24 protein-coding genes and 3 pseudogenes are annotated in these 25194 nt (G+C 37.6%); 19 read left to right on the forward strand and 8 right to left on the reverse strand.

All coding sequences use genetic code 11. The features are described 5' to 3' along the window. Positions 1 to 10: 10 nt before the first annotated feature. Positions 11 to 190, forward strand: a pseudogene (locus AMD27_RS18420) (IS982 family transposase); the annotation flags it as partial. Here AMD27_RS18420 and AMD27_RS06190 read toward each other — a convergent pair. Then, the gene (locus AMD27_RS06190) at positions 187 to 1068 is read right to left on the reverse strand and encodes a LysR family transcriptional regulator (RefSeq protein WP_067657773.1); all 882 of its coding nucleotides are present in this window, start codon (positions 1066 to 1068) and stop codon (positions 187 to 189) included. The pseudogene AMD27_RS18420 and the gene AMD27_RS06190 sit on opposite strands and share 4 nt — an antisense overlap. 99 nt (positions 1069 to 1167) lie before the next feature. Here AMD27_RS06190 and AMD27_RS06195 point away from each other — a divergent pair, with 99 nt between their 5' ends. From AMD27_RS06195 to AMD27_RS06225, 7 genes are all read left to right on the forward strand, one after another. Then, positions 1168 to 1938, forward strand: a complete 771-nt coding sequence (locus AMD27_RS06195; RefSeq protein ID WP_067657775.1) for a 2OG-Fe dioxygenase family protein — start codon at positions 1168 to 1170, stop codon at positions 1936 to 1938. Positions 1939 to 1943: 5 nt separating this feature from the next. Then, entirely contained in the window at positions 1944 to 2552 is a 609-nt protein-coding gene (locus tag AMD27_RS06200; RefSeq protein ID WP_067657778.1) for a LysE family translocator, read from the forward strand. A gap of 11 nt (positions 2553 to 2563) precedes the next feature. Beyond that, positions 2564 to 3208, forward strand: coding sequence for a bifunctional phosphoserine phosphatase/homoserine phosphotransferase ThrH (thrH, locus tag AMD27_RS06205; RefSeq protein ID WP_067657780.1), 645 nt, complete (start codon positions 2564 to 2566; stop codon positions 3206 to 3208). Further along, the gene (locus AMD27_RS06210; RefSeq protein WP_067657783.1) at positions 3205 to 4767 is read left to right on the forward strand and encodes a tryptophan halogenase family protein; all 1563 of its coding nucleotides are present in this window, start codon (positions 3205 to 3207) and stop codon (positions 4765 to 4767) included. The genes thrH and AMD27_RS06210 overlap by 4 nt, the downstream gene beginning before the upstream one ends. Positions 4768 to 4772: 5 nt before the next feature. Continuing rightward, positions 4773 to 5381 carry a LysE family translocator gene (locus AMD27_RS06215; protein ID WP_067657796.1) on the forward strand — a complete coding sequence of 203 codons (609 nt, stop codon included), beginning with the start codon at positions 4773 to 4775 and terminating at the stop codon, positions 5379 to 5381. A gap of 106 nt (positions 5382 to 5487) precedes the next feature. Then, positions 5488 to 6357 carry an IS982 family transposase gene (locus tag AMD27_RS06220; RefSeq protein ID WP_067657800.1) on the forward strand — a complete coding sequence of 290 codons (870 nt, stop codon included), beginning with the start codon at positions 5488 to 5490 and terminating at the stop codon, positions 6355 to 6357. 140 nt (positions 6358 to 6497) lie between these two features. Further along, positions 6498 to 6704: an acyl-CoA thioesterase gene (locus AMD27_RS06225; protein WP_067657802.1), complete on the forward strand. Its 207-nt coding sequence runs from the start codon at positions 6498 to 6500 to the stop codon at positions 6702 to 6704. A 136-nt stretch (positions 6705 to 6840) separates the two neighbouring features. Here the strand turns inward: AMD27_RS06225 and mutS are convergent, their stop codons facing one another. Further along, positions 6841 to 9477 (reverse strand): DNA mismatch repair protein MutS, encoded by a 2637-nt coding sequence (gene mutS / locus AMD27_RS06230; RefSeq protein WP_067657804.1) that lies wholly within the window; start codon positions 9475 to 9477, stop codon positions 6841 to 6843. A gap of 257 nt (positions 9478 to 9734) precedes the next feature. Here mutS and AMD27_RS06235 point away from each other — a divergent pair, with 257 nt between their 5' ends. Continuing rightward, positions 9735 to 11081, forward strand: coding sequence for a tyrosine-type recombinase/integrase (locus AMD27_RS06235; protein ID WP_067662813.1), 1347 nt, complete (start codon positions 9735 to 9737; stop codon positions 11079 to 11081). 35 nt (positions 11082 to 11116) lie between these two features. Here AMD27_RS06235 and AMD27_RS18425 read toward each other — a convergent pair whose 3' ends face one another. Further along, positions 11117 to 11497: an IS30 family transposase gene (locus AMD27_RS18425; protein WP_150115757.1), complete on the reverse strand. Its 381-nt coding sequence runs from the start codon at positions 11495 to 11497 to the stop codon at positions 11117 to 11119. Between AMD27_RS18425 and AMD27_RS06240 the strand changes: the two are divergent. Together AMD27_RS06240 and AMD27_RS06245 are read left to right on the forward strand one after the other, a co-directional pair. Further along, positions 11466 to 12193: pseudogene (locus AMD27_RS06240) on the forward strand (hypothetical protein); the annotation flags it as partial. The gene AMD27_RS18425 and the pseudogene AMD27_RS06240 sit on opposite strands and share 32 nt — an antisense overlap. A 42-nt stretch (positions 12194 to 12235) precedes the next feature. Then, the gene (locus tag AMD27_RS06245) at positions 12236 to 13207 is read left to right on the forward strand and encodes a hypothetical protein (RefSeq protein WP_067657805.1); all 972 of its coding nucleotides are present in this window, start codon (positions 12236 to 12238) and stop codon (positions 13205 to 13207) included. Here AMD27_RS06245 and AMD27_RS18705 read toward each other — a convergent pair. Continuing rightward, positions 13204 to 13350, reverse strand: a complete 147-nt coding sequence (locus tag AMD27_RS18705; protein ID WP_171254782.1) for a hypothetical protein — start codon at positions 13348 to 13350, stop codon at positions 13204 to 13206. The two genes, AMD27_RS06245 and AMD27_RS18705, sit on opposite strands and share 4 nt — an antisense overlap. A gap of 493 nt (positions 13351 to 13843) precedes the next feature. Here AMD27_RS18705 and AMD27_RS06250 point away from each other — a divergent pair, with 493 nt between their 5' ends. The 7 genes from AMD27_RS06250 (at position 13844) to AMD27_RS06280 (ending at position 18960) form a co-directional block, all read left to right on the forward strand. Continuing rightward, a complete protein-coding gene (locus AMD27_RS06250) occupies positions 13844 to 14104 on the forward strand; it encodes a hypothetical protein (RefSeq protein ID WP_067662816.1) in 261 nt (86 codons plus the stop codon). A gap of 18 nt (positions 14105 to 14122) precedes the next feature. After that, positions 14123 to 14713 carry a hypothetical protein gene (locus AMD27_RS06255; protein ID WP_067657814.1) on the forward strand — a complete coding sequence of 197 codons (591 nt, stop codon included), beginning with the start codon at positions 14123 to 14125 and terminating at the stop codon, positions 14711 to 14713. Between the two features lie 20 nt (positions 14714 to 14733). After that, a complete protein-coding gene (locus AMD27_RS06260; RefSeq protein ID WP_067662819.1) occupies positions 14734 to 15114 on the forward strand; it encodes a hypothetical protein in 381 nt (126 codons plus the stop codon). Positions 15115 to 15257: 143 nt separating this feature from the next. Beyond that, positions 15258 to 15560 (forward strand): hypothetical protein, encoded by a 303-nt coding sequence (locus AMD27_RS06265; protein ID WP_067662823.1) that lies wholly within the window; start codon positions 15258 to 15260, stop codon positions 15558 to 15560. A gap of 84 nt (positions 15561 to 15644) precedes the next feature. Beyond that, positions 15645 to 16691: a DUF932 domain-containing protein gene (locus AMD27_RS06270; RefSeq protein WP_067657819.1), complete on the forward strand. Its 1047-nt coding sequence runs from the start codon at positions 15645 to 15647 to the stop codon at positions 16689 to 16691. Between the two features lie 178 nt (positions 16692 to 16869). Next, a complete protein-coding gene (locus AMD27_RS06275; RefSeq protein WP_416202814.1) occupies positions 16870 to 17904 on the forward strand; it encodes a YqaJ viral recombinase family protein in 1035 nt (344 codons plus the stop codon). A 123-nt stretch (positions 17905 to 18027) separates the two neighbouring features. Continuing rightward, positions 18028 to 18960, forward strand: a complete 933-nt coding sequence (locus tag AMD27_RS06280; RefSeq protein WP_067657826.1) for a hydrolase or metal-binding protein — start codon at positions 18028 to 18030, stop codon at positions 18958 to 18960. A gap of 291 nt (positions 18961 to 19251) precedes the next feature. On the opposite strand, the gene AMD27_RS06285 is transcribed toward AMD27_RS06280, so the two are convergent. From AMD27_RS06285 to AMD27_RS06300, 4 genes are all read right to left on the reverse strand, one after another. After that, on the reverse strand, positions 19252 to 20379 hold the full coding sequence (locus AMD27_RS06285; protein ID WP_067657829.1) for a hypothetical protein: 1128 nt from the start codon (positions 20377 to 20379) through the stop codon (positions 19252 to 19254). Next, positions 20370 to 21584: an inovirus-type Gp2 protein gene (locus AMD27_RS06290; RefSeq protein ID WP_067657832.1), complete on the reverse strand. Its 1215-nt coding sequence runs from the start codon at positions 21582 to 21584 to the stop codon at positions 20370 to 20372. The genes AMD27_RS06285 and AMD27_RS06290 overlap by 10 nt, the downstream gene beginning before the upstream one ends. 473 nt (positions 21585 to 22057) lie before the next feature. Further along, positions 22058 to 22324 carry a helix-turn-helix transcriptional regulator gene (locus AMD27_RS06295; protein ID WP_067657834.1) on the reverse strand — a complete coding sequence of 89 codons (267 nt, stop codon included), beginning with the start codon at positions 22322 to 22324 and terminating at the stop codon, positions 22058 to 22060. A 177-nt stretch (positions 22325 to 22501) separates the two neighbouring features. Then, positions 22502 to 23710: a hypothetical protein gene (locus tag AMD27_RS06300; protein ID WP_067657837.1), complete on the reverse strand. Its 1209-nt coding sequence runs from the start codon at positions 23708 to 23710 to the stop codon at positions 22502 to 22504. A gap of 508 nt (positions 23711 to 24218) precedes the next feature. Between AMD27_RS06300 and AMD27_RS06305 the strand changes: the two are divergent. Next, positions 24219 to 25026 (forward strand): annotated as a pseudogene (locus AMD27_RS06305) (hydrolase or metal-binding protein); the annotation flags it as partial. Between the last annotated feature and the right edge of the window lie 168 nt (positions 25027 to 25194).

Genomic DNA, 25194 nt, shown 5'->3' on the forward strand with positions numbered 1-25194 from the left:
AGATCCAGCTATAAAACAGCGCAATAAAATAGAAACGTTATTCAGCCTATTGAAAGGTCCATACAATTTATTGACGAGTAAAGCACATAGCATTTATGAATTTCTAAGTGGGATTTACGCATCGTTATGCGCATATCAACTAACTCATCAAAATAAGCCGAAAATTCAAATTATGGAATCATTGGCTTAAACAGGATTCGGGTTAATTAGTCTGACCTGGCTCTCATACATTTCATGTCTTAGCCAGTTTAAAAAGATGATCTTTCTATGATCTGTTTCAAAAGCAGTATGCGACAGTAAATAATAAGAAGATCCATCTTGTACTGGAGTCGATATTTTTTTTAATAAATTACATTCTAACTCCTTCTCTATCATATAAATTGAAATAATAGTGTCGCCTAATCCAGCTAAACAACCTTCAAGGCAAAGATAAAAGTGTTCCAATTCAATTTTAGAATATTTACTTAGAGTCTCTTTTAGTCCGAAAATTTTACTCATATTATAAAAAAACTTCGGTCTTGAAGCTGAGATGAGTAATTCAGTATTTACGTGAAAGTTTGTTTTTTGAGCAATTACGATATATTCATCTACAATTTTTTCACTATAGATATGTTCTCCCCAATTAAAATCATTTCGCCGAATTGCAATATCAATTTTATTTTTCTCAAAATCAACAACTCCCCCTCCTGTAAGTAAAACTATTTCAAAATCATGCCCTAACTCTTTGAATTTTGATAATCTAGGAATTAACCATTTCATTGAAATTGTAGGTTCACATGACAAGATCAACTGTTTTTTTCCATTATTATGTAAATTTATCAAACATTCATCAAGTTGGCTAAAAAGGTAATGGCAACAATTAAATAGTTGTTGCCCATCAGATGTAATTACTAAGGTTTTATTTTTCCTAACAAATAAAACAATATTTAAAGATTCCTCAAGATTATGTATTTGTTTACTTACGGCACTTTGTGTAACAAATAATTTTTCTGCTGCTGCGGTAACGCTTCCGCATTTTGCAACAAAATAAAAAAATTTCAAAGAATTCAAAGATATTTTCTCAATCATTCTATAACCTCATATAAGTGTGTCGTTTTTTTCAATTTTTATTTTTTACTTTCTGTTTGAAAATAAAAATCACCACAAACAAAGAATCAATTTAATACTATGGAAACCATAATTAAAATTGAAATATTACCAACTGAATATGTACAAAATTATAGATATTCAGCAGAAATTGCTAACCAAGGCTATACTTTCATTGATTCTAATACATTCCAAAAAATACAGGAAAAAAATAATTTCGACAATGTATGTGAACAAGATATGACCGAATTCATTGACAGTTGGAACACACTTGACATGGATCAATTCATGTCAGATAGAGGGAAATATAGAACTAGAAAACATGCTACTTTTACAGTTAATAACAGAGATAAAATTGTTCAAAAAAATAAATATATTCCACATTTTCAAACTATTGAATACAACTCTTTGAATGGTGGGATAGCTCGGCATTTCACAGAAATAGACAGAAAAACTATAGAAAACCCTATTTTTCAAAATTTACTACAATTTGCATATTTTACTTTTTCTGAACTTGAGTCTGAGAATTGGTTTATAGAAGCACATCAATTTCGGATCGAAGCTAAACCAAATAATTTAGGTAAACCAACACCTGAAGGGATCCATCGTGATGGTGTTGATTTTGTATTAATGGCTCTGATTAATAGACAAAATATTCAAGGCGGTTTTACTAGAATTTATAATTTGGATAAAACTCTAAAAACTGAATTTATGTTAGAAAACTTTCTAGACCTCGCATTAGTTGATGATCATAAAGTTTATCATAGTGTTACTGAAACAATGGTAAATAGTATTGAGCAAAGTAAATTCGGAATAAGGGATGTTTTAGTGATTACATTTAAAAAGGCATAGTTGAAATGGGAGAATTTGTTGCTGTTATTTTGATCACAATATTGGCTGTGGTCAGCCCTGGAGCTGATTTTGCAATTGTGACAAAAAATAGTTATTTGTACGGTAGAAAAATCGGTATTTTAACGTCGTTAGGAATAGCACTCGGGGTATTGGTTCATGTGACATATACATTAATTGCTGTTGAATTTGTTATGACTTATACCCCGCAAATTCTCAATATCTTTAAATATATTGGAGCAATTTATCTGATCTATATCGGATATAAAACATTTACTCAAAAACCATTATTCGATAGCGATGCTTTAAAAGTATTAAACTCATTTCAAGCGCTAAAATATGGTTTTTTTACAAACGCATTGAATCCTAAGACAACACTATTTGTGATTAGTACCTATACCCAAATTTTAAGTATTTCAACACCTAAAATCATTTTACTTGGCTATGGATTATTCATGTCATTCGCGCATTTTGCATGGTTTTCTCTTGTTTCTATACTATTTTCATCGATAGTTTTAAGACAAAAAATGTTAGCGAAACAGGTGAAAATTAACAAAGTCATCGGCTCAATTTTATGTGCATTAGGTGTAGCTTTGCTTTTTGCTAAATTTCAATAATGGAGATGAATATGGAAAAAATAGCTTTTATTGATATGGAAGGGGTTCTTATTCCTGAGATATGGAAGGTGTTTGCAATTCATTTTGGTGTACCAGAATTATCAGTAACAACAAGAGAAGTTTCAAATTATGAAAAATTAATGGAACAAAGGATTAATATTCTAAAAAAAAATAAAATTACTTTATTTCAACTTATTGAAATTATAAAGAAAATTGACCCATTAAAAGATGCTAAAAAGTTTATAGAACATCTTCAACTGAACGGTAACTTTGAAATAAGAATTGTTTCTGATTGTTTTTATCAATTTCTTCATCATTTTTTCGAGAAATTAGGATTATCTCCTCACAAAGCATATTGTCATAATCTAATTGTGAATAATGATGGCTATATAGAACGAGTAGGTTACTCAAGAAAAAAAGGAAAGCACGAAGTAATTGTAAATTATCAAAAAAAACAAAGTCCAAGAATACAAAGTATAGCAATTGGTGATGCATTTAATGATTTCTCTATGTTGCATTTAGTTGATCATGGCTTTTTATTTCAACCTTCAAATGAAGTAAAGATAAATGCTCCGTCTTATTTTCACATAGTTCAATCATATCAAGAAATAAATGAATATTTAAAAATATGCAGTTTAAAAAGGAAATGTAAATGAGTAGTCAATTAATAAAAAACGTTTTAATTGTTGGTGGCGGTAGTGCTGGTTGGATGACCGCCTCATATTTGGCGAAGGCTTTTGGAAATAAGGTCAATATTTCTTTAGTTGAATCACCAGAAATACCTAAAATTGGTGTTGGTGAAGCGACCATTCCAAATTTACAAAAAGTATTTTTTGATTTTTTAGGGCTAAAAGAAGAAGATTGGATGCCTGAATGTAATGCCTCATTTAAAGCTGCAATTAAATTTGTAAATTGGAATGATCCTAATGATAAAAACGACTACTTTTATCATATGTTTGGTCAGGTTAAAAATATAGAGGATATTCCATTAACACATTATTGGAATTACTTTAGAGAAAATAAAACAACAAATTTACCTATGGCTTATGATTGCTATGACAAAGCTAAATTATTAGATGCGAAACTATCTCCAAAGACATTAAATCACGAAAGTGTTATGAGTCATGCTTGGCATTTTGATGCTCATTTGGTTGCTAAATTCCTAAAAAAACTATCAATTTCTTGGGGTGTAAAACATTTTGAAGATGAAGTGAAAAATGTAAATTTAGATGCAAATGGCTATGTAAAGTCTGTGACTACTACAAAAAATGGAGATCTCGAAGCCGACTTATTTATTGATTGTTCTGGATTCAAAGGACTTATAATTAATAAAGCATTAAATGAACCATTCTTGAATATGTCTGATCAATTGTTTTGCAATTCAGCAGTTGCAGCATCTATTAAACATGATGATGAGGAAAATGGGATAGAACCTTATACTTCAGCAATTGCCATGAAAAATGGATGGACGTGGAAAATTCCTATGTTAGGTAGGTTTGGATCAGGTTACGTCTATTCAGATAACTTTACAACTAAAGATCAAGCAACTGATGAATTCTTAAAATTATGGAATGTAAAAGAAGATAATATTTCATTGAATCATATTAAATTCAGAACTGGACGGAATAAGCGTGCGTGGGTGAAGAATTGTGTTGCAATTGGTTTATCTTCCTGTTTTTTAGAACCATTAGAATCTACAGGGCTTTATTTTATTTATGTTGCTATTTACCAACTTGTTAAGCACTTTCCAACAAAAGAAATGGATGAAAAGTTAATCAACTCATTCAATGATAAAATTGAAGTAATGTTTGATGATAGTCGTGATTTTTTGCAAACTCATTATTTTACTACATCGCGTATTGACACCGATTTTTGGAAAGCAAATAAACATGATTTGAAACTTTCAGACTCTTTAAAAGCAAAACTAGATATGTATAAAGCAGGATTGGTTGTTTGCCCTCCAATTACTACTAATGAAAAAGATTATTATGGTAATTTTGATATAGAGTTTTCCAATTTTTGGACTAACAGTAACTATTACTGTATGTTTACTGGTTTTAAATGGTACCCAGACTCAGTATATCCCAAAGTACTATATGATGAGAAATTTGAACAAGCTCAACAATATATGAAAGATTTGAAGGAACGTGAAAATATGTTATTACAAAGTCTACCTACTACATATGAATACTTAAAGTTCATACACCATAAGTAAATAATATGGAATTTAATCTAATTTTACTCTATAGCACCTTTTGTTTTATTGGTGCTATTTTACCAGGACCAACATCTTTTCTAGCACTAGCTTTAGGTTTACAAGGAAGCATTCGCCTTGTGCTTTTAGCGAGTATTGGAGCTGCTATAGCAGATTTTTTAATTATTTGTGCTGTTGGTTTAGGATTATATAAGCTGATAACAGATTTTCCAATAATTTTTGAGATTATAAAATATTTAGGTTTTTGTTATTTATTATTTATAGCAGTTATGATCTGGAAATCAGATTCTACGACCAGCGGGACGAACTACGAAATAAAAAGTATCTATAATTTACCTATTAAAGGATTTTTAACAGCAATATCCAATCCTAAAGTGCTGGTTTTTTTTATAGCTTTTCTTCCGCAATTTATCAATCCCCAAATTGATATTATGACACAATATTTAGTACTTGGACTTATTTCCTCATCTATCGATATTATTTCCATGTCAATTTATGGCTTAGTAGGTTTAAAATTACTACATTTATTTAAAAGTAAAAGAAATATGGCTATATTAAATAAATCTAGTGCTATATGTATGGTGTTAATTGCAATTATTTTAATTATTAGATGAATGAAATTATAGTTAACCCGAATCGCGGATAAGAAATTGACTTGAAAAATAAGAGGACTAGAGCCATCAGTTGAGTTACCACACAAAACTTAAAACTCTAGTCCCGATGCTTAATAGTACCGAATTATTTTGCGTAATTGATGATTTCTTTCTTAAAATTGAAGCAACCTACTGGAATTTTCTTAAACAAAGCCGTCGTTTCTCAAGAGTCCGAACCGCTCACTTGAGTATCTCAGAAATCACTTTTATTGCTATCTGGTATAAATGTTCTTACTTCACCAATTTCAAAGCATTTTTCACATGGCTGAAACATGCTAAAAATCATTTATTTAAAAGCTTACCCTGTTACCAAAGGATGATTTATCTAATGAATATACATCAATTGGCATTACATGCTTTACATATAGCTTTAACAAAAGGTCAACATAGCCATTGTTTATGGCTTGATTCAACAACTCTGCCAGTTTGTAAAAATCAACGGATTCAACGCCATAAATCTTTAGCTAAAATCACATCTCGAGGTAAAAGTTCAATGGGTTGGTTTTATGGCTGTAAATTACATATTGCAATGAACCGGTTTGGGGAAATTACTTGTTCTGCTTTATCGAATGGCCATGTGGCTGACATCAAAATGGTGGAGCAGTTGGTCAAGGGGTTCGAGGCAAAGCTTTATGCGGGTCGTGGTTATATTACTCAAGATTTAAAAAGTAAGTTACAAGATCAAGGCATTGATTTGATTACTTATCATCGAAAGAACATGCGGTCTGTTGAGCTCAGTGCACCAGATGAGCATCACTTAAAACAGCGCAATAAAATAGAAACGTTATTCAGCCTATTGAAAGGTCAATACAATTTAGTGACGAGTAAAGCACGTAGCATTCATGGATTTCTAAGTGGGATTTACGCATCGTTATGCGCATATCAACTAACCCATCAAAATAAGCCGAAAATTCAAATTATGGAATCATTGGCTTAAACAGGATTCGGGTTACTCAGTGTACTTATATTCAGCATCGATGAAGCCATGATAAATTGATGCAAATACCCCATGCTTTGATGCTCATTTTTTATCAATCGATAACACAACCCAGAGTTGGGTTTTGATATAATTGAGCCATGAAAAAAAGACCGTCTCGAAAGCCTGAATTTGCACCTAGCGCATGGATCACAGCACAAGATTGTTATCTTATTGAAAACAGCATGTTACCTGATGATGTGCTGCTGCAGCATTTGCCTTTTAGCTTAGATGAAATCTATGAGCGTAAAGAAGTTTTGGGTCTGATCAGAAGGCGTAGACAGCTTAGAAAGTTGTTTGACCAGTAGCACTATTGTCTCAATCAGCTATAAAAAAACCTCGTATCACACGAGGTTTTTTAGGTTTTCGATTCTTTAGAACAAGGTTTTAAATCATCCTCTCAAATCATAATTTTAAATTTTAGTTTTAAAGCATGACTTGAGATCATGACTTTAATAACTGATCTTTTAAAGCATACAGCTGTTGTAGGGCTTCACGTGGAGACAGGCTATCTACATCTAATGATTGAAGCAGATCGAGTACTGGCGAACTTTTTTCAACTTCAACAATTCGTTCGATCACTTCTGGCGCACGGGTCTCATCCACCGCAAATAAATCATTTTGGATTGATTTTGGTTGCTGAAGTTGTTGTTTCTCTAAGATTTTTAAGCGCAGCTGTGCATCTTTGATTACGCTAGCTGGAATACCTGCAAGTTTCGCCACTTGCAAACCATGACTTTGACTGGCAGGGCCTTGTTGTACTTTGTGGAGTAAAATTAAGTTGCCATTCATTTCTTTAGCGGTCACATGGAAATTGCTAATTGAAGCTTCTTTGGCGAGCTCTGTTAGTTCGAAATAATGTGTAGCAAATAAACATAAGCATTTGATACGTTTGGTTAAATCCAGTACACATGCCCATGCCAGCGACAAACCATCATAGGTACTGGTGCCACGTCCAACTTCATCCATGAGCACCAAAGACTGATTGGTGGCATGATGCAAAATTTGCGAGGTCTCGGTCATTTCCACCATAAAGGTAGATTTGCCTGAAGATAAATCATCCGCTGAACCAATACGGGTAAAGATTCGATCAATAGGTCCCAGTTTAGCGGCCTGCACAGGCACATAGCTCCCGCAATAAGCAAGTAGGGTAATCAGAGCCGTTTGGCGCATGAAGGTGGATTTACCACCCATATTCGGGCCAGTGATAATCGCCATACGCTGATTAAAATTCAGCTGAGTGTCATTTGGGGTATACGGGGTTTTAATCAGTGACTCAACCACCGGATGGCGACCTGCGCTAATCTGAATGCCAATTTCTGGGCTAAATTCTGGACGGTTCCAACTGTATAAACGCGCTTGATGCGCAAAGTTACTGATCAAATCAATCTGTGCGATGGCACTACTCATCATTTGTAGATGCGCAATATCGAGTCTGAGTTCTTCAAGTAACATTTCAAACAGCAGTTTTTCACGCACAAGTGCACGAGACTCACTTGAAAGCACTTTATCTTCAAAGGATTTTAGCTCTGGCGTGATGTAGCGCTCAGCATTTTTGAGTGTTTGACGACGAATATAATGCTCAGGCGCTTGTTCAGATTGCGCGCGCGACAATTCAATATAATAACCACTGACTCGGTTATAACCGATTTTTAAGGTGTTGATTCCTGTCGCTTCACGTTCTTTAATTTCAAGATCAATCAAGAACTGACCTGCATGATCACGTATTTGACGCAGCTCATCCAGTTCGCTGTCAAAACCTTCAGCAATCACATTACCATCGCGTAACACGACAGGTGGATTTTCAACGATAGCCGCCATCAGGCGCTGATGAAGACCATGGAAATCGCCTAGTTTCTCATTGAGCTGCTGAATGAGGGGAGATTGTCCCACGCTTAAAATCGGTTGAAGCGCATGACGTAAATAGGGGATTTGCGCACAGGCTTGACGAAGTTGGACCAAATCACGTGGTCGAGCACTGCCCAGCGCCACACGGCTCAGCACACGTTCAATATCACTAATATCTTTTAATACCAATCGGATTGGAGATTCGTGATAGCCCTTCAGCAATACCTTTATAGCATCAAGACGCTGATCCAAAATGGCCGTATCACGCATCGGTTGCATTAGGGTACGGCTGAGTAAACGTCCACCCATGGCAGTTTGGCAGTCATTGATCAGCGCAAAGAGTGAGGTACCATGCTCAAACAATGGATTGATAATTTCTAAATTACGACGAGTGACGGGATCAAGTGCAATAAAATCGCTGCTTTGTTCAAGTTTGATTGAGCGAATATGAGGTAAAGCGGTCTTTTGGGTTTCTTTGGCATAGTGAATCAGTGCCGCTGCGGCAGCTTTTGCCAAAGGCAGATGATCAATCCCAAAACCAGCGAGAGTAGATACAGCAAATTGATCACATAAGGTTTTCTGTGCATTGTTGACACTAAAATCTACATTGGGACGCTTGGTCACTGGACATTCAATATTTTGTTTGATCTGCTCAATAATCTGCTGATCAATTAAATCTTCGTCAATCAGAATTTCGCTTGGCATTAAACGTGCAAGCTCTAAAGGCAATTGTTCAGTTTTATAATCTTGTTGTTGAACTTTAAATATTCCTGCACTGAGATCTAAAAGTGCGATACCAATTTGATTTTGCTGAATGCATAGTGCGACCAGATTTGAGCTTTGATGTGTATTCAGTAACGCATCATCGGTCAATGTCCCGGGCGTTATAATTCGAACTACACCACGCTCGACAGGTCCTTTACCGGTAACCTCACCAATTTGCTCACAGATGACGACATTTTCACCTTTTTTCACGAGGCGTGCGATATAACCTTCGGCAGCATGATAAGGAACGCCCGCCATTGGAATCGGTTCACCATTGGCTTTACCGCGGTGAGTTAAGGTAATGCCGAGAATTTTTGCAGCTTTATGCGCATCTTCAAAAAATAACTCGTAAAAATCGCCCATACGATAGAACATGAGAGAGTGCGGATGAAGCACTTTCATGGACATGTACTGCTGCATCATAGGTGTTAAGGTGGATAAGCTGGGTATTAATTTTTCTGTATCCATATCACTTAGAGCCTTTAAAAATATAAATATTTACAATTAGTTGCATAAATAAATTTCCAGACTGATCCTATTAAATCTTGTTTGAACCTAGGTAATCCAACATATAAGTATACCTTTTGGTGTACTTGTATGTGATCTGGGTTTAAAGTATTAAGAATTAGGTAGATCGATTGTAGAACTTCTGAAAAGGATTCTAACAAAAAATATGCCATGGTTTTTAAGAGGATTTTTAGGTGGATGAAAAAGAAACTCAAACGATGAAAAAAGTTGCTCTATCTGCCAGAGCAATAGAGAAAATGAAAAATGATAGCTATAAAGCAGATATAGGTGAGAATGAAGGCTTGCGAGTAAATAAAGGTAAGACTGGATTAACTTCTTTTACATATCGATATCGTACCCCTATAGATAATTCTTTAAAAAAAATGAAAATAGGTACTTTTCCTGATATGTCTTTAGCTGAAGCAAGAATAGAGCTACAAAAGTTAAAAGCACTAAGGCGTTCAGGAATTTGTCCCAGTAGTCATGCAAAACAGCAAAAACAGGAAAGGTTAAAAAAGCTTAAGGAAGAAATAGAGAAGGAAGAACTCTATAAATTTACAGTGAGAGATTTAATTGAGTTATATCTAATAAATGTTATCGAAGACCGCTATATAGAGGATTTAAAATCCGGATCAAAAAAACTGATCAGAGGATCTCGTAAGAAAAAAGGTCAGGATGAAACGAGAAGGACTCTCTATGGGGATGCTGTCAGAGTCTTAGGTCACTTACCTGCTGAGCAAATCACTCGTAAAGATATTGTTCTGTTAGTGTCAGATATCGTAGCGAGAGGAGCGAATGTTCAGGCGGGAAGGGTCTTGTCTGAATTAACTTTAGCATATGAGTACGCAATTGGACTTGAAAGATTTAAAGATGATTTTGCTAATCCAGCTTTTTTAGCTAAGTCTAGCTTAAAGCAGGCTAGATTTAAGCTCACTTCTACGAAGGGAACAAGAGTTTTAAACGATGATGAACTGAGACGAGTGCTTAAGTGGTTGCCGACCTCAGGGTTTTCAGCAAAACACAAACAAGTATTATTGATCACATTATGGACTGGTTGTCGTACAGGTGAGGTTTGTGAAGCAAAATGGGAAGATATAGATCTTCAGGATAGAACATGGCATATAAGACAAAGCAAAAATGGTTCCGAACGTTATGTGCAGTTATCAAAACAATGTGCTGAATTTATCGCTATCCTGCCTAATAAGCATTTAGAATATGTTTTTCAAATGGAAAAAAGTGGAAAGCCACTTTTGCAAAAGACTATCACTGAATGTAAATGGAGAATGAGAAATCCCCAAAAGATGCAATATAAGCAGAAGTATAGAGCTGAACAGCTTTGGTTGAATGATATGCCTGACTGGAATCCACATGATTTAAGAAGGACGGTACGCACAGGATTATCTCGTTTAGGTTGTCCAGCAGAGGTGGCTGAAGCGATTTTGGGCCATTCAAAAAAAGGGATGCAAGGAACTTATGATTTGCATTCTTATGAAAAAGAAAGTCGACAATGGTTGCAAAAATGGGCAGATCATATTGATCCTTGTATAGTCACATTAATAAACTGACTTATAAATACATTATAATAGGCCTCTTTCATAACTTAGATTAGCATTTGAAGTGCAACACCATGTTGTTGCCATAATACCTGACTCGGACCTTTAAAGCCGAGTCTTTTTCTTGGACGATGATTTATACGGTAAGTGATTTCTGAAATGTATTCATCCGTATAGTGATTCAAATCACTTCCTTTTCTAATGTATTGTCTGACTAAGCCATTTGTATTTTCATTCGTACCTCGTTGCCAAGCGCTATAAGGATCAGCGAAATACCAGTCTATTTCTAATTCTTGAGCAGCATACTCATGCCGGCTAAACTCCTTACCATTATCTGCAGTAATCGTCTTGAGCTGATTTTTGATCGGCTCAAGTAGACTATATGGTTGTTTGGCAAGAAGGATATTGCATGAGCATCGCGGGCTCATTCTTGATGAGATTGAAAGATTTAAGAACCGAAAAGAACGAAATCTAAAGGCTTTACTTGAGGAATTTGAAGGTGCAATTAAGGGATATTACTCAGTCCTAGTGATCCGAGTTGATTTGAGCTATAGCAAGAATAGCCTGAGTGAGATTACGGTGCATGACTTCTATCAGCATATCGATAGCCTACGTGCTTTGATTACTGACAAGAACGGTTGTTTCGATGCACTGGTAACCTATGCGATCGCACTAGAGCAGGGTATAACCAAAGGCTTTCATGCGCATTTAGCATTGGTGATTAATAGATCTAAGCACCAGAGTGATTATAACATTGCTGAAGGGGTGATTGAGAAGTGGCAGGAGATCACATCAGGTAAGGGGTGTGTGGATGGAACATCAACACGACAGAAAATAAAGACAACTACGAACGTTAGGGACGTTTAGGCGTTGGAGAGATTCGTCGAACAGAGCCTGCACAAGGTAACAATGCTTTAGGTGCCATTGCGTATCTCAGCAATCCTGAAAAATACGAGCAGATGCTATTAGTTAAATTGCAAGGACGCAAAACCTTTTACAAGGGGGACTATCAGCATCATGGTCGTCCTATACCTGATAAAGAGGCGAATAGGAGAATAAAGGAATGGAATGCGCAAACCGCTTTAGCAAAGCTGGAAAAGAAGATTTGGTTTAAAAAATTATGAACTTGCAAGTTATATGAAGTTAATCAGTTCATAGGACAACACATGAGTAATTTAGCACTAGAGGTTACAGCAGCACGCTTAGAACAAAACATGATTGAGTATTACAAAAGGCTCAAGTTTGAGCGAGTTCCAGAAGGTCTCGACTTCAAAGATCATCAAAGGGCTTTGAATCTAGAATTAAACCAGATATTGATGAGCTACTTTGATGATTGGCGTATTCTGATGGTGGTGTGTGGTCGAGAATATAAGTTTTCATTTTGGGTGGATGCCTTTTATCGTGCTTACAGCAGTGTATTACTGGAATCGGGTGATCACTATTTTACAATGGGAGGTTTAGTCACAGCCTCTAGCTATAATAATCAAGCATCTGCTCATATTGACAAAATCCTGAAGCGACTAGATAAATTGTTTCAGAGTACAAGCTTTGTAGAACAACTTCAGCAGCATAACCAGTATTACACGAAGCAGATCGAAAAAATTCGTGAATCCTATTGTACTGTGAGTGAAACCTATCCCGATGCCGTTGATTTGAAATTTGAGCTGAGTCTTGAAGGATTTCTCAATCAATGGGTAGATATCAGTGAGTGGAATAAGTTGTTTAATCACTTCCAAAAAGAGCTCAAAAAACTGCCTTGGTATAAGGCACAAGTCGTGTTTACTTTTCATCAGATCGTACGAGTTGATCGGGGTTATGTGGTGAAATTCTTTCTGGCTGTTGATGCCTTACTCTGTGTAGAGTTTTCTGCTTACAGTCGAGAAATAGACTATTGCTGGAAAAAGGTAACTGACAATAAAGGAATGACGTTTTGTTTACAGTCGGATTTTCAGCTATATCAACATGAAGATGAATATCAGTTGATTATTCAGCGGAATGCTCAGGATCAAGCCTTAGACCCTTTAAGTGCTTTAAATGAGATGCCTGATCGAGAAACCAGCATTGAAGGTCTAGCCAATAGAATCTGTGTCACCCCTAAAGGGTTTAAATGGTTTCACGGGACACCTGTTCGACGCTAGTCAACGCCCTCAGATGCCGGTGCTGAAATTGAAACTAGCACATTCATTTTCAAGAACACCCCTGTACTGACTTGACGCTCTAGTTTGTGCAGATTATCCTTAGCCTGCTGACCTACATCGTCAGTGGGTTTTGACAGACCCATCACACAAGCACATCAAAAAAGTAATTTTTTGGTGGCGAACTCGTTCGTCCCCCTTCGTAGCGGTAGGGCGAGGGAGGGACGCCTTGTGCGTGCTGATTCTTGTGTGTCAGTCTGTCAACCCTCTTTCGCTCTGCCACCATCATATTGACAGTGATTTGGTAGGGCTCTTTTAGCACAAGGAGTACGCCATGCGTCTACATTTATACCCTCTCTTATATTTCTCTTTTTTCATATTGGTGCCACTGGGTGATTAGAATCCATACTGTGCTAGATGGCATAGCTGTGTCTAATACTTTCTAAGAATAAAACTTTTTCACCTACATATTACCGATATGAGGATGAATCTCTCATGCTGTTTTGAGCGAAGTAGATCAGTGTGCTTTATCGTCTATAACACTTTCAAAAAAACATAGAAATTCATTCAAACATAAATTGCATGGGGAGCACTGTGTCTGCTGAAGACAGGTGATGCCTATAAAAAGAGAAAATGATGATGTCCAATATATTCGTAAAAACAACCCTAATTTCATTCTTGTTCGTAAGCGCATCATGGGCGCAAGCAGGCTGGTTCGCACAAGCGAGCGAAGCCTATTTTGTTCAGGCGCGTAACCTAGGCAATGGGGTCTATAAGTGTACGTATAAAACTAACCCAGGCAATCAGGGCTGGAGAAATTTCACAGTGAACTTTCAAGGTGGCTGTCCGCGCTTTGTTCACTTTAATGCCAAAAACGGTCAAGTCACTGTACCCAACTAAACGTGGGGGAGAGTAAAGATGAACCAAAAAACCATTTTGGGTTTGACCGTGATTGTGGCATTGACCCTGATCAGCATCGCGTGCTTGTATTTCTTTAGCCCAAAACATGCTGTAGAGAAACCCATTCAAACACGTACTGCCGATCGCAGTGGCCCTGCTGTAGAGACCTCAAACGTCGCTGCTTCAGAAGTGACTGGATCAACTGAGATTGCAGCAGTTGAAGTCGATGGCATTGATATTGATCAATTAACTGCTGGAAGCAAGAAACTAAGTTCAGCACGGCATGAACCTAAGCTATTGAGTTTTGAATTGGATAAAAATTTAAAAGCAGCGGACACACTAGAGTACATGATGGCTTACGATGATTTACCTGAATTTGAGCAGAAAAATATAGACACGTATCAGCACTATGTTTTAGACAAAATCGCCAAGGACAGGGGGCAATTGAGTCAACAAATACAGGTATTGTCACGAGGTGCAATTGAATCAGAGCAAGTCGGTAATCGGTATTATGTCTACAAAATTAATGTAGGCAAAGCCTGTCAAATTCACATGGTCAGCACCGACATGGATCAAGCTGACTATAGCCTAAGTTACAACTACTGCTGAGGATGAATGAGATGAAGATGATCAAAAAATTATTCAAACCGATCGTGCTTGCAGTGGCTACTGCGGTAGGAATGACCTTGGCAGGCTGTAGCTCAAGCCTTGATCCCGATACTTTTAGCGTAGAAATGAATGTAGAAGATACCAGTAATTGGTGGGCGGGTAATCAAGCTGCGAATGTCATTGCCATTCGTTCCAACAGCCCAGATCCCATCGATGTCACCAATGTATTAATCAACAATGGTGAATGTGCTGTTGAGGGCTATCGCAGGTCGCTGGAATATCCGCAGCATTTTAAAATGGGGCTATATTTAAAACTGAAATTAACCGGCTGTGGCTATGACAATGTAGTGCGGGTCGATGTGGAAACTGAACAGGGAACAGCAAGCTACAGCTTTCAATAGCGGTATTTAATTCTAAACGCTAAAACACTCAATTTAAATTCAAGCCAAAAACTCAACCAAACCGTGTCCTGAAAAGGGATGCGGTTTTTTTTATGCCCTTAGTTCAGCTTTTAGTGCTGGATTCACTTTATCAGGAATTAGACATGTCCTTGGTTCACTGTCCCTATTGCCAGTCAGTCCATGTTCAGCAGACCGATTCAGAGCATCCCCATTCCAACTATTTTCTCCACCTGCAACGCTGTATTTCACCGACACAGATGGCGATATTCGGCATGCAGATCGCCAAGAAGTCAGGCTTTTCACCTTTAGCAGGCGCAGCCATTGGTGTGGTGATCGGCGGTGTGCTGGTCGTGGTCAGTCAATACTGCTTTGAAACGTATTACCGCAATGCCGAGCAGTATGTCTGCTTGGATTGCCAACAACAGTTTGCATGGGTGAAGCAATAGCATCTAAGGCTTTCACTTTTACATCTTTGACTTTACTGACTCTTTAAAACTTCAAACAACCCCTTCATTTAAGGAATATTCACTATGGCACATCAACTTGAAAATATGGCCTATGTCGGTCAAACCCCTTGGCATGGTTTAGGCAATGCACTGGCACGAAACCAACCGATTGAGGTCTGGGCAAAACAGGCAGGTATGGACTGGCAGATTGAAAGCTCGAATGTCAGCTATATGGCTGCAAATCATAAAGGACAAAACCTGATCCTACCGCATGATGAACAACGGGTACTGTATCGTTCTGATACGCATGCGCCATTATCAGTGGTCAGTCAACGTTATCAAGAAGTTCAACCGAGAGAAATTTTAGAATTCTATCGAGACCTGACCGAGCAAGCAGGCTTTGAACTCGAAACCGCTGGCGTGCTGAAAGGGGGTAAGAAATTCTGGGCATTGGCGAAAACAGGACAGACCGCCGCTTTAAAAGGCAAGGATGTCAGTAATGGTTACATTCTCTTAGCCACGGCTTGTGATGGAACCCTCGCCACCACGGCGCAATTTACTAGTATCCGTGTGGTGTGTAACAACACTTTAGCTATTGCCCTCAAAGGGCAGAACAGTAGTCTAGGTGTGGTCAAAGTGCCGCACAGTACCAAGTTTGACGCTGGAAAAGTCAAACAACAACTGGGGATTTCAGTACGGGCATGGAATGAGCACATGTATGAAATGAAACAACTCAGTCAGCGTAAAGTCACGCAACAGGAAGCCGCAGCGTATTTCGATGCGGTGTTTAACAACACCAGTCTCAGCCAAACCGAACAGGAGGACAGCATTATTCAGTACTACCGCAATGTCGCAACACAGGCTAACTCTACAGCCAAAGCAGACAACAAGACTGAACCCAATGGTCGTGCCATGTCGAAAGTGATGAGCATGTTCAATGGACAGGGTCGTGGTGCAGCACTCAGTTCAGCCAAAGATACGGCGTATGGCTTACTCTGTTCAATTACCGAATTTGCCGATCACGAACGTCGTGCCATGAGTCAGGATCACCGGCTAGATTCAGCATGGTTTGGTGCAGGTGCGGGCTTAAAACAGCGTGGATTGGAACAGGCTATACGTTTGGCGATTTAAGTTTAGATTCAGATTTGGGATTTAAGATGATCACATCAGATCAACATGATCCTGAAAATCTCCTTGAACTCAAATACCTCTTAGCCACATCTCCAGATGTGGCTTTTTTTATGCCTACAATTTTATAGCACTCAGAAATGAATAGGAGTTTTTTATGAATCAAATCAGCCCTAGAGCAATACAAACAAAACAGCTTAACCCATCAACTTTATGCACGCCATCTAACTCAGTAAAGCGGACAAGCTCAGCCAAGCGTTTGGTGAATACCAAAGATTTAGCTTATCAGGATTGGCTTGAGGTGCGTAAGCAAGGCATCGGTAGCAGTGACTGTGCCGCAGCCTGTGGTCTGAATCCTTATATGTCGATGTTAGAGCTATGGATGATCAAGACTGATCGTATTCAACAATCCATCGAAGATGAAAGTGAAGGCCATGCGCCACTGTACTGGGGGAAACAACTTGAACCTTTAGTCGCTGAATATTACAGCATGCACACCAACTATAAAGTCCGCAGAGTCAATGCAGTCTTACAACATCCTGAACCTGACAAACATTTTATGTTGGCAAATTTAGATTACTCCGTGGTTGGGGATGCTGATGTACAAATTCTGGAATGTAAAACTGCAGGGGAGCATGGGGCAAAGCTATGGCGCGATGGTGTGCCTTTGTACGTGCTCTGCCAAGTCCAACATCAATTGGCGGTGACAGGCAAGAAAGCTGCACACATCTGTGTACTGATCTGTGGACATGAAACACGGATCTTTAAAGTGACACGTTCAGAGTCGGTGATTCAGCATATTGTGAATGCAGAACGTTACTTCTGGGAATGTGTGGAAAGCGATACCCCACCTGATGCAGATGCCAGTGAATCGGCAGGCAAAGCGCTCCAACTGCTCTACCCGCAGCATGTTCCACTCAGTGTCGAAGACCTGAGTCAGAATGAATATGCCAATCAATTGTTTAATCAACTGATTCAGGAAAAACATCATATTGAAAAGCATCAAAACAACTTTGATGAAACCAAGCATCATATTCAAGTGCTGATGAAAGACAAAGAACGTGCTGTATTTAGTGATGGCTCCGTGGTCTGGAAAAAAGCGAAAGACCGTGTGGCGCTGAATACCCAAGCTTTATTACAGCACCAGCCTGATTTAATACAGCTTTACCCCTTAGAAAAGTCAGGCAGCCGTCGATTTAATATCTATACCGATTAGCCTAAGTGCATTCAACGACCACCTAAACATCCTATGCCTAAGCGCATGGGATTTTTTTATGCCGTATTTATTTCAAATATGAACAGCACAGCTCATGCAATTCAATGACAAGAGGAATTCATCATGATTAAAGGTTTAGCCATTACACCGCCAATACTCGGACGGATCAGTATCGGTAAGATGATCGAAAAGAACGGTAAACGACTTCCTGAAAAAGATGATCAATTTACCATTACTTCCCAAATACAAAATAAAGACAGCGGGTGGGTAAAGCATCCACTGGATGAACAACTTCGAGCCAAAGCACCCAATCAAAAACTCAGAACGATCCCAGTCCGCATGATCTTTAATGATCCTGAACTGAATCTAAGAGCAGAGTACAGTTTATTTGACCGTCAAACAGGACGGCCTGTTTGTGTCGGCAATGGTGAAATCTGCCAACGTATGACCAACCAAGGCATAGAGCAACATCCATGTCCATCTCCTGATCTCTGTCCATTGGCTCAAGGCGGTAACTGCAAGCCGTATGGACGTTTGCACGTGAACCTAGATGAAAGTGATGAACTCGGGACATTTATGTTTAGAACCACTGGCTTTAACAGCATAAGAACTTTAGCCGCACGACTGAGCTATTACCATGCGGCATCGAACGGACTGCTTTCATGTCTACCGTTGCAACTGACGCTTAGAGGTAAGTCCACCACACAAAGTTATCGCACTCCTGTGTATTACGTGGATTTAACACTCAGGGATAGCATCAACCTTCAACAAGCTATTCAAACAGCGAAAGATATTGATCAACAAAGCAAGGCTTCAGGGTTTAACCAACATGCGCTCGATCAAATCGCAAGGCAGGGTTTTGCCAATGCACGCTTTGAGGTGAACAGTGAAGAGAGCTTAGATTTAGTAGAGGAGTTTTATACGGATGAGGTTGCTGAAGTTGAGCAAACGCAGTCTGAGTCGAAAACCAAAGATAAGTCCAAATTCAATCAAGTGGATGGTCTTATACAGAATATTCAGCAAGGTTTGCAGCGGAGTGTGCGGGCGGTGAATTAAATAAAAGGTATCACATGATTCCTTTGAGGATAATTAAAACTTTGATTTTTATATGTAAAATAACTTAGGAAAATTATGGGTTTACAACTTGGTGGTCAATTACAACGACCAAACAAGTTGGATAACTGGTCGCCGGGTGACTCAGAAGATTTAAGGAGCCTAGCACTTATGGAGCGAATGTAGTCCCTCATTGATAACGTCTCAATACTACTGTAAAGAGCATAATATTAATGAGCGGAATAAAAAACCTGAAAGCTTTGGCTTTCAGGTTTTATGCTATCAGGTAGTCGATTATTCAGTATAGTGTTTGCCAAATACCATTTGTACTTCACGTTCGATTTTCAGGGTGAGCTGATCCTTGTATCGAAGCCAAAAGTCACTACCAACTAAATGTGCTTGTAATGCAGCCAAACGGTGTCCCACGTGTAACTGATTGATATTGTAAAAATTGGTTTCCTGTTGTTGGAACAATGGAGCAATACCAGCGTTCAGTGAAGGAAAACAGCCCAATGCAATATGATCAGTAGGTGTATCAATGAAATGTGGTTCTAGGTCTTTGTAAAGTTGAGTTTCACTAAATTTCATCCAATCCGATGAATCTTTTTTCACAAAGAAAATTAACCTATTGATGTGATTTAGATGAATATCAAATTCACGTTTGGATAATACGCCAATTACATCATTACGTTTAGAGTTACGCATAACCAGCTTGATGATTTCATTTGCACGCTCGTTTAAGACATCGTCAACATTCAGTTCGACAAAACCATTGTATTGAGCTGCCTTATTTTGTTCATTGACAGCCTTACGAAGAATGACAAGCGAATGAACCTCAAATATAGGTGCTATGTTATACAATTTTTCCATGAATTCATTGTATTTTTTACGAGATTGATTGTATTGCTCAGCCCAGCGTGAGAATCTTTGTTGAAACTGTCGAGTCGTACACGTAACTTTCAAATCACTGAAGTAAGAATCGTATTGGTCTGTACATAGAGTTGAACCATCAAAATATATGGAGAAAAGTTGATGCTGATACATTTTTTTCAGTGTGACTTCTGCCAACGGGTTGAAAGCAATGCTCTTTGCAAAGTCACCAAAAAGTGGATTGTGTTGGATATTCTGCACAATTGGCAAAAATGATACTCCGAACGATGTCAGATAACCATATTGCTGTAAAGAGTACCCTGTAGGTCTGAGTGAGCTCATTTTAAGCGCACGTTTATACAAAACTTCCTTACCTGCTTTCCAGTAATCGGAAATCGGAAAGCACGGAGCAGCCGGTACAGGTATCCTAATATTGAGAGAGTTAACATTTTGTGGTCTTAGATCAAGTCCTGTGCTATGTGCAATAAACTTATTGGCTTCAAATGTATCAACCGCGCTATGATTAACTTTGTTTGGACTGATTAAAGGCATACCTGATTCTCCATAGTATTAGTACGAGAATTTAAAAAAAGATTTGAGCTTGAATTGAACTTTTTGCGGGGACGTCCAACTTTTGGCCTATCAGCATAAGGGTCTTTGAGCAGTTGATTCTTTTGAGTTCTACGTACGTTATTTAATGTAGAGAACCAAAAAAACTGGTCTGATTTACAGGTGTACTTTATAACCTCGTAAAGATGATCAATTTTCTTTTCATCATGGTGCTGAATCATGCCAATGCCACAGTTGCGATAATTTTCTTTGTTAAAATTACAAATGTAGGTAAAGCCCTGACCACCAGTAACTTCTTCATTCCATACTCGTGCAATTTCTTCAGCAATTTTTATGTCAGCATGCCGATGGTTGCCATCAAAAAAGAAGAAGCTATGGATGTGAAAGCCAGCTCGAATGGAATACTCAAAACGTAGAAAATATCCAAGTTTGTCTTTCAGTAAGGCATTTCTATCCATTTTTTTCAGTAAAAGCTCGATACATTGTTTTATGTACTCAAGGTCATGCTCAGAATGAATTTGATCAATTTTGAAAAAATTCTTAGCCAAAGTTTCGAAAGAGCGTTGCAGAGATAAATCCATACGGATGACCAATAGTCGTGATGAACCAAAAGCAAAGAGATTCTTAACGAGTTCTATTGCACCCATATAGGCTTCACGGCAAGTACGATTACGTTGACGAATTTTCTTCTTAACCTTCGGGTTATGTAAATTTTGCCGGAATTTCTGAAAGAAGAGATTAATCAAGGCAGCGTATTCATCTGCTAATGTTCGGTCTTTAGATAGAGCACAACCCATTTCCATCTGGCAGAGTTGTTCTTCAGAAAACTGATCACGCGTTTTAAAGAAAATCTCGAGTTCAATGCCAAGAGTAATTTTATCTATAGGCTCATATCTAAGGGATGCTAGAAAAGCAATCCAAACGTGCTGCAACCAGTAATATGAGCTCGCTTGATATCCATTAGGTAATCTCTTGACCTTCATCGCATTACGCATCGTATTTAAGGCAGCGTCAATCACTCTGGCTACATCAAATAATGGAGCGATGATATTATCCAATTGTGCCTGAACAATGACTTGGTTTATGCCATCCGTGTAGAAAGATTGGCTGTAGTCATCAGGATGTGCAGGAAGGATGCTGTGATACGATGTCTGCTCTTTAACAAATTTTGCTTGTTTAGTAATCATTTTATAATTTCTCAGTTTATGAGACTTACCAGTGAGAATTTGAGCGTAATCGTCCCTAAGACACTGTTTATGGCAGTGTCTCAACAGGATTATGAAGAATAGGGCAGGTATGTTGAAGCAGTAATCTACACAAGTTTTAAATAACGGCATATGGCATCACGGAGTTATGATGTACCAGTGGGACCTATTATTGTGTAAAATCATCTGCTACAGGTGAAGCATCAGCATTGATACATGTACCGATCACATTACGTTGATCAGCACTCAATATACTTATATCTATCATGCTGATAGGCATCATCATGCTGGTATATACAAGTATATGAATCAATCCGTTTATATAACTAAAAGTATGCTTACTAATATGTAATATATAAATAATAGTTATAATGATATAGAGCCGATATTCACACCCCTAGCCCATCTGACAAAATAAACTCAAAACGCAAGGGTAAGCCTGCATTGGTTGATGGTCAGTTTTGGGGAGTTAGCGTACGCAATTGGTTACTGTCTCGTACTTTTGCTCTGTCTTCGATCCAGCCATTAATTTCAGATAAAAGCCAGCGAGTTGCTCTTCCCACTTTAATGGGCACGGGAAATGTGGCGTCGTATCTTAAAGATTTTTTATTCATCCAATCATAGATGCTGGATCGGGATACATGGAGCATCGATGCTAACTTGGCTACAGGAATAAGTATTTCAGCAGTTGGGTTGGTCGTTAAAACTTGTTCAAACTTCATATTATTTCTCCTACACAGTATCAAGGTGTACTGTGATAGCAAATGTATAATAATCAGTCGCGTAAGAAAAAAGTCAAAGCGAAGTCGACTGTATGTTATTGATAATTATTTTAATTTTTAGGTTATAGACTTCATATTTATAAAGTTTAAGATGCTTGTATCAGTACAATACTATTTTCACTCAAGTTCATAGAGTTTAGATCCTTTGCGTATCTCAGCATACTCTTTTCCTTGAATCCATTCTTTGAGATTCTCCAAATCAACTTTAATCGTTGGATTGTCAAGCTCTTTAAAAGACTCTTGATTTTTAAAGGTTAAAATTTCTTTGTTGAGCCGATCCATTTTATTAATATAATTATTGATGTCATTAGAGTAATTGCTTATTTTCTTCTTTAGTGTTTTAACAAAAGGTTGAATATCTAGCTCACTTTCTGGGGTGGTGTTTGAAACGGCATAGATACTGGTATCTGTTGCTGGTAGTGGACAATTTTGAACTATATAATCGAACAGTGTATTATTTTTTGGAAAAATTTGTCCAAGGTTTTCTAATATTGGAAGGGATCTTTCTAAGGCTTTTTTTTTATTCTCCATCTCTGAAAGCAGGTCATTGCAATGATTAATGATGAGGCTGTTAATTAGAATTCGTACTGTTCTATTTTCTATAAATGCTTTTTTGTGTTCTTCTTCTAAAAGTGCTTCTTTTCGTAAATAATCGCCAATGTGAATATCTGCTCGTAATTTTTCTAGATAGTCGATGGCAAAGAGTTGATACACCACTTTGACTACATTACGTTCAAAAGTATCTTTTTGAGTTTTGCCATTTTGCCTGTTCGTGAGGGTTGTACGTAAGTCTTTAGGTAATGCATACATCAAATCAGCATTCAGTTCAAACAGTAGGTCAAGCATCTTATTATAATGATTATTGGCTCTTTTAATAATAACTATATTTTCTTTGATTTTAGATTTTACTTTTCCTTTTATCCTGAGACTTTGGCTATTTTGATTTTTTTTAATATAGCTCATATTGTCCTTATGTGTTTTTACTTCCTCATTGAATTCTTTTTTGATATTGAAAATGATTGAAGCATTTTGTTTTAGAAGAGATAGCCCTGTCGGTGGTAGGAAATTTTTAGGATTTTCCAAAGGAGAGTTCTTTATACTCGGATCATTATTCTGTACTAATTCTTTAAATCGATGTATAGATTTATTTTGAGTTTCTGCTGGCTGGTTAGCTCTGAATAATTGTGGGTAAATCATTTCAAAATGCTTTAAATATTCTGGCAATTCTAATGCATAAGGCTGATTTAGTTTCAATTCAAGAAATTCACACAACTCTGTAAGTATTCTTTTTTTTTGGTGGAATGGATCTATACTATTTTTTTTCATGATCATTGCGGGCACTGAGTGGACTATACTGGGTTAATAAGAGAAATTTATACCCCAAAAGTTAGCACTTTAAATTATATTTTTCAAAAGAATAAGGTGCTTATTAAGCGTAACCCTTTTTCTCTATTGAAACAGCTCAACATATACGGTGAGTGCTTAAAAAATCATGTGGAAAATATTTTTTGTTACAAAAACGCTATAGGATCAAATATTACGCTACTGGTTTATATATGTTGTTGTAAGACGTTGTTTATTAGTAATAATGGATTTTACTTTGACTGGTTAAAGAAAGTATATTGTAAATACTCAGGTTTTTAAGCACTTTTAGTATGCAGGGGACTTCACTGTATTTCATAATTGTTTGCTATTCGTTGAATAGTAATAAGCTGATTAATCAAATCTATGAAAGTTAATAGACGATGTATAGTCTGAAATGAAATAAAAATTGGAGGTGTTCTCTATGTGGCATGATGGCTATCTTTATTGAAAATAAGGGTAGACATTAGGTAAATATCTATTCGATGAACAGCTTAGGGCCAAAGCACCCAATCAAAAACTCAGAACCATTCCAGTACGCATGATCTTTAATGATCCTGAGCTTAATCTACGAGCTGAGTACAGCTTATTTGACTGTCAGACAGAACGGCCTATTTGTATAGGCGATGGTGAAACCTACCAACGCATGACTAACTAAGGTATAGAGCAACACCCATGCCTATCTCCTGACTTATGTCCATTGGCGCAAGGCGGTAACTGCAAGCCTTATAGGCGTTTGCACGTCAATTTAGATGAAAGTGATGAACTCGGGACCTTTATCTTTAGAACCACGGGTTTTAACAGTATTCGAACTTTGGCAGCACGTCTGAGCTATTACCATGCGGCATCGAACGGATTACTTTCATGCCTGCCTCTACAACTCACGCTTAGAGGAAAGTCCACCACACAAAGTTATCGCACTCCTGTGTATTACGTAGATTTAACCTTGCGTGATGGTACGAATCTTCAACAAGCGATTCAAACAGCGAAAGATATTGATCAACAAAGCAAGGCTTCAGGGTTTAACCAACATGCGCTCGATCAAATCGCAAGGCAGGGTTTTGCCAATGCACGCTTTGAGGTGAACAGTGAAGAGAGCTTAGATTTAGTAGAGGAGTTTTATACGGATGAAGTGGTTGAATCTGAAAATTTATATCCTGATTCAAAAGCTAAGAATAAATCTAAATTTAATCAGGGGAAGGGGGATGCTGGATATGTAGCAGGGTTTACAAGGGAGTGTGAGGACGGTGATTTGTAGGGTTCTCTTAAGCTCGAATTAGTTTATTTTTTGTGATATTGTTCAATAAATCAAATAATTGTATATTTATTTTTGTGGGTCAAAAGTACATACCTAAATTTATTATTAGAAATATCATGATTGTGAATAAAAGACACCCATGCGGACAATTTGCTTGTGAATACAAATTTGTAAAAGCTAAAAATTAAAA

The organism is Acinetobacter sp. TGL-Y2 (assembly GCF_001612555.1).
Taxonomy (GTDB): Bacteria; Pseudomonadota; Gammaproteobacteria; order Pseudomonadales; family Moraxellaceae; genus Acinetobacter.

Coding starts and splice junctions, on each gene's coding strand:
- AMD27_RS06190 (WP_067657773.1), bottom strand. CDS start 1,068: ATGATTGAGAAAATATCTTTGAATTCTTTGAAATTTTTTTATTTTGTT.
- AMD27_RS06195 (WP_067657775.1), top strand. CDS start 1,168: ATGGAAACCATAATTAAAATTGAAATATTACCAACTGAATATGTACAA.
- AMD27_RS06200 (WP_067657778.1), top strand. CDS start 1,944: ATGGGAGAATTTGTTGCTGTTATTTTGATCACAATATTGGCTGTGGTC.
- thrH (WP_067657780.1), top strand. CDS start 2,564: ATGGAAAAAATAGCTTTTATTGATATGGAAGGGGTTCTTATTCCTGAG.
- AMD27_RS06210 (WP_067657783.1), top strand. CDS start 3,205: ATGAGTAGTCAATTAATAAAAAACGTTTTAATTGTTGGTGGCGGTAGT.
- AMD27_RS06215 (WP_067657796.1), top strand. CDS start 4,773: ATGGAATTTAATCTAATTTTACTCTATAGCACCTTTTGTTTTATTGGT.
- AMD27_RS06220 (WP_067657800.1), top strand. CDS start 5,488: ATGCTTAATAGTACCGAATTATTTTGCGTAATTGATGATTTCTTTCTT.
- AMD27_RS06225 (WP_067657802.1), top strand. CDS start 6,498: ATGAAAAAAAGACCGTCTCGAAAGCCTGAATTTGCACCTAGCGCATGG.
- mutS (WP_067657804.1), bottom strand. CDS start 9,477: ATGGATACAGAAAAATTAATACCCAGCTTATCCACCTTAACACCTATG.
- AMD27_RS06235 (WP_067662813.1), top strand. CDS start 9,735: ATGAAAAAAGTTGCTCTATCTGCCAGAGCAATAGAGAAAATGAAAAAT.
- AMD27_RS18425 (WP_150115757.1), bottom strand. CDS start 11,497: ATGAGCCCGCGATGCTCATGCAATATCCTTCTTGCCAAACAACCATAT.
- AMD27_RS06245 (WP_067657805.1), top strand. CDS start 12,236: ATGAGTAATTTAGCACTAGAGGTTACAGCAGCACGCTTAGAACAAAAC.
- AMD27_RS18705 (WP_171254782.1), bottom strand. CDS start 13,350: ATGGGTCTGTCAAAACCCACTGACGATGTAGGTCAGCAGGCTAAGGAT.
- AMD27_RS06250 (WP_067662816.1), top strand. CDS start 13,844: ATGTCCAATATATTCGTAAAAACAACCCTAATTTCATTCTTGTTCGTA.
- AMD27_RS06255 (WP_067657814.1), top strand. CDS start 14,123: ATGAACCAAAAAACCATTTTGGGTTTGACCGTGATTGTGGCATTGACC.
- AMD27_RS06265 (WP_067662823.1), top strand. CDS start 15,258: ATGTCCTTGGTTCACTGTCCCTATTGCCAGTCAGTCCATGTTCAGCAG.
- AMD27_RS06270 (WP_067657819.1), top strand. CDS start 15,645: ATGGCACATCAACTTGAAAATATGGCCTATGTCGGTCAAACCCCTTGG.
- AMD27_RS06280 (WP_067657826.1), top strand. CDS start 18,028: ATGATTAAAGGTTTAGCCATTACACCGCCAATACTCGGACGGATCAGT.
- AMD27_RS06285 (WP_067657829.1), bottom strand. CDS start 20,379: ATGCCTTTAATCAGTCCAAACAAAGTTAATCATAGCGCGGTTGATACA.
- AMD27_RS06290 (WP_067657832.1), bottom strand. CDS start 21,584: ATGATTACTAAACAAGCAAAATTTGTTAAAGAGCAGACATCGTATCAC.
- AMD27_RS06295 (WP_067657834.1), bottom strand. CDS start 22,324: ATGAAGTTTGAACAAGTTTTAACGACCAACCCAACTGCTGAAATACTT.
- AMD27_RS06300 (WP_067657837.1), bottom strand. CDS start 23,710: ATGAAAAAAAATAGTATAGATCCATTCCACCAAAAAAAAAGAATACTT.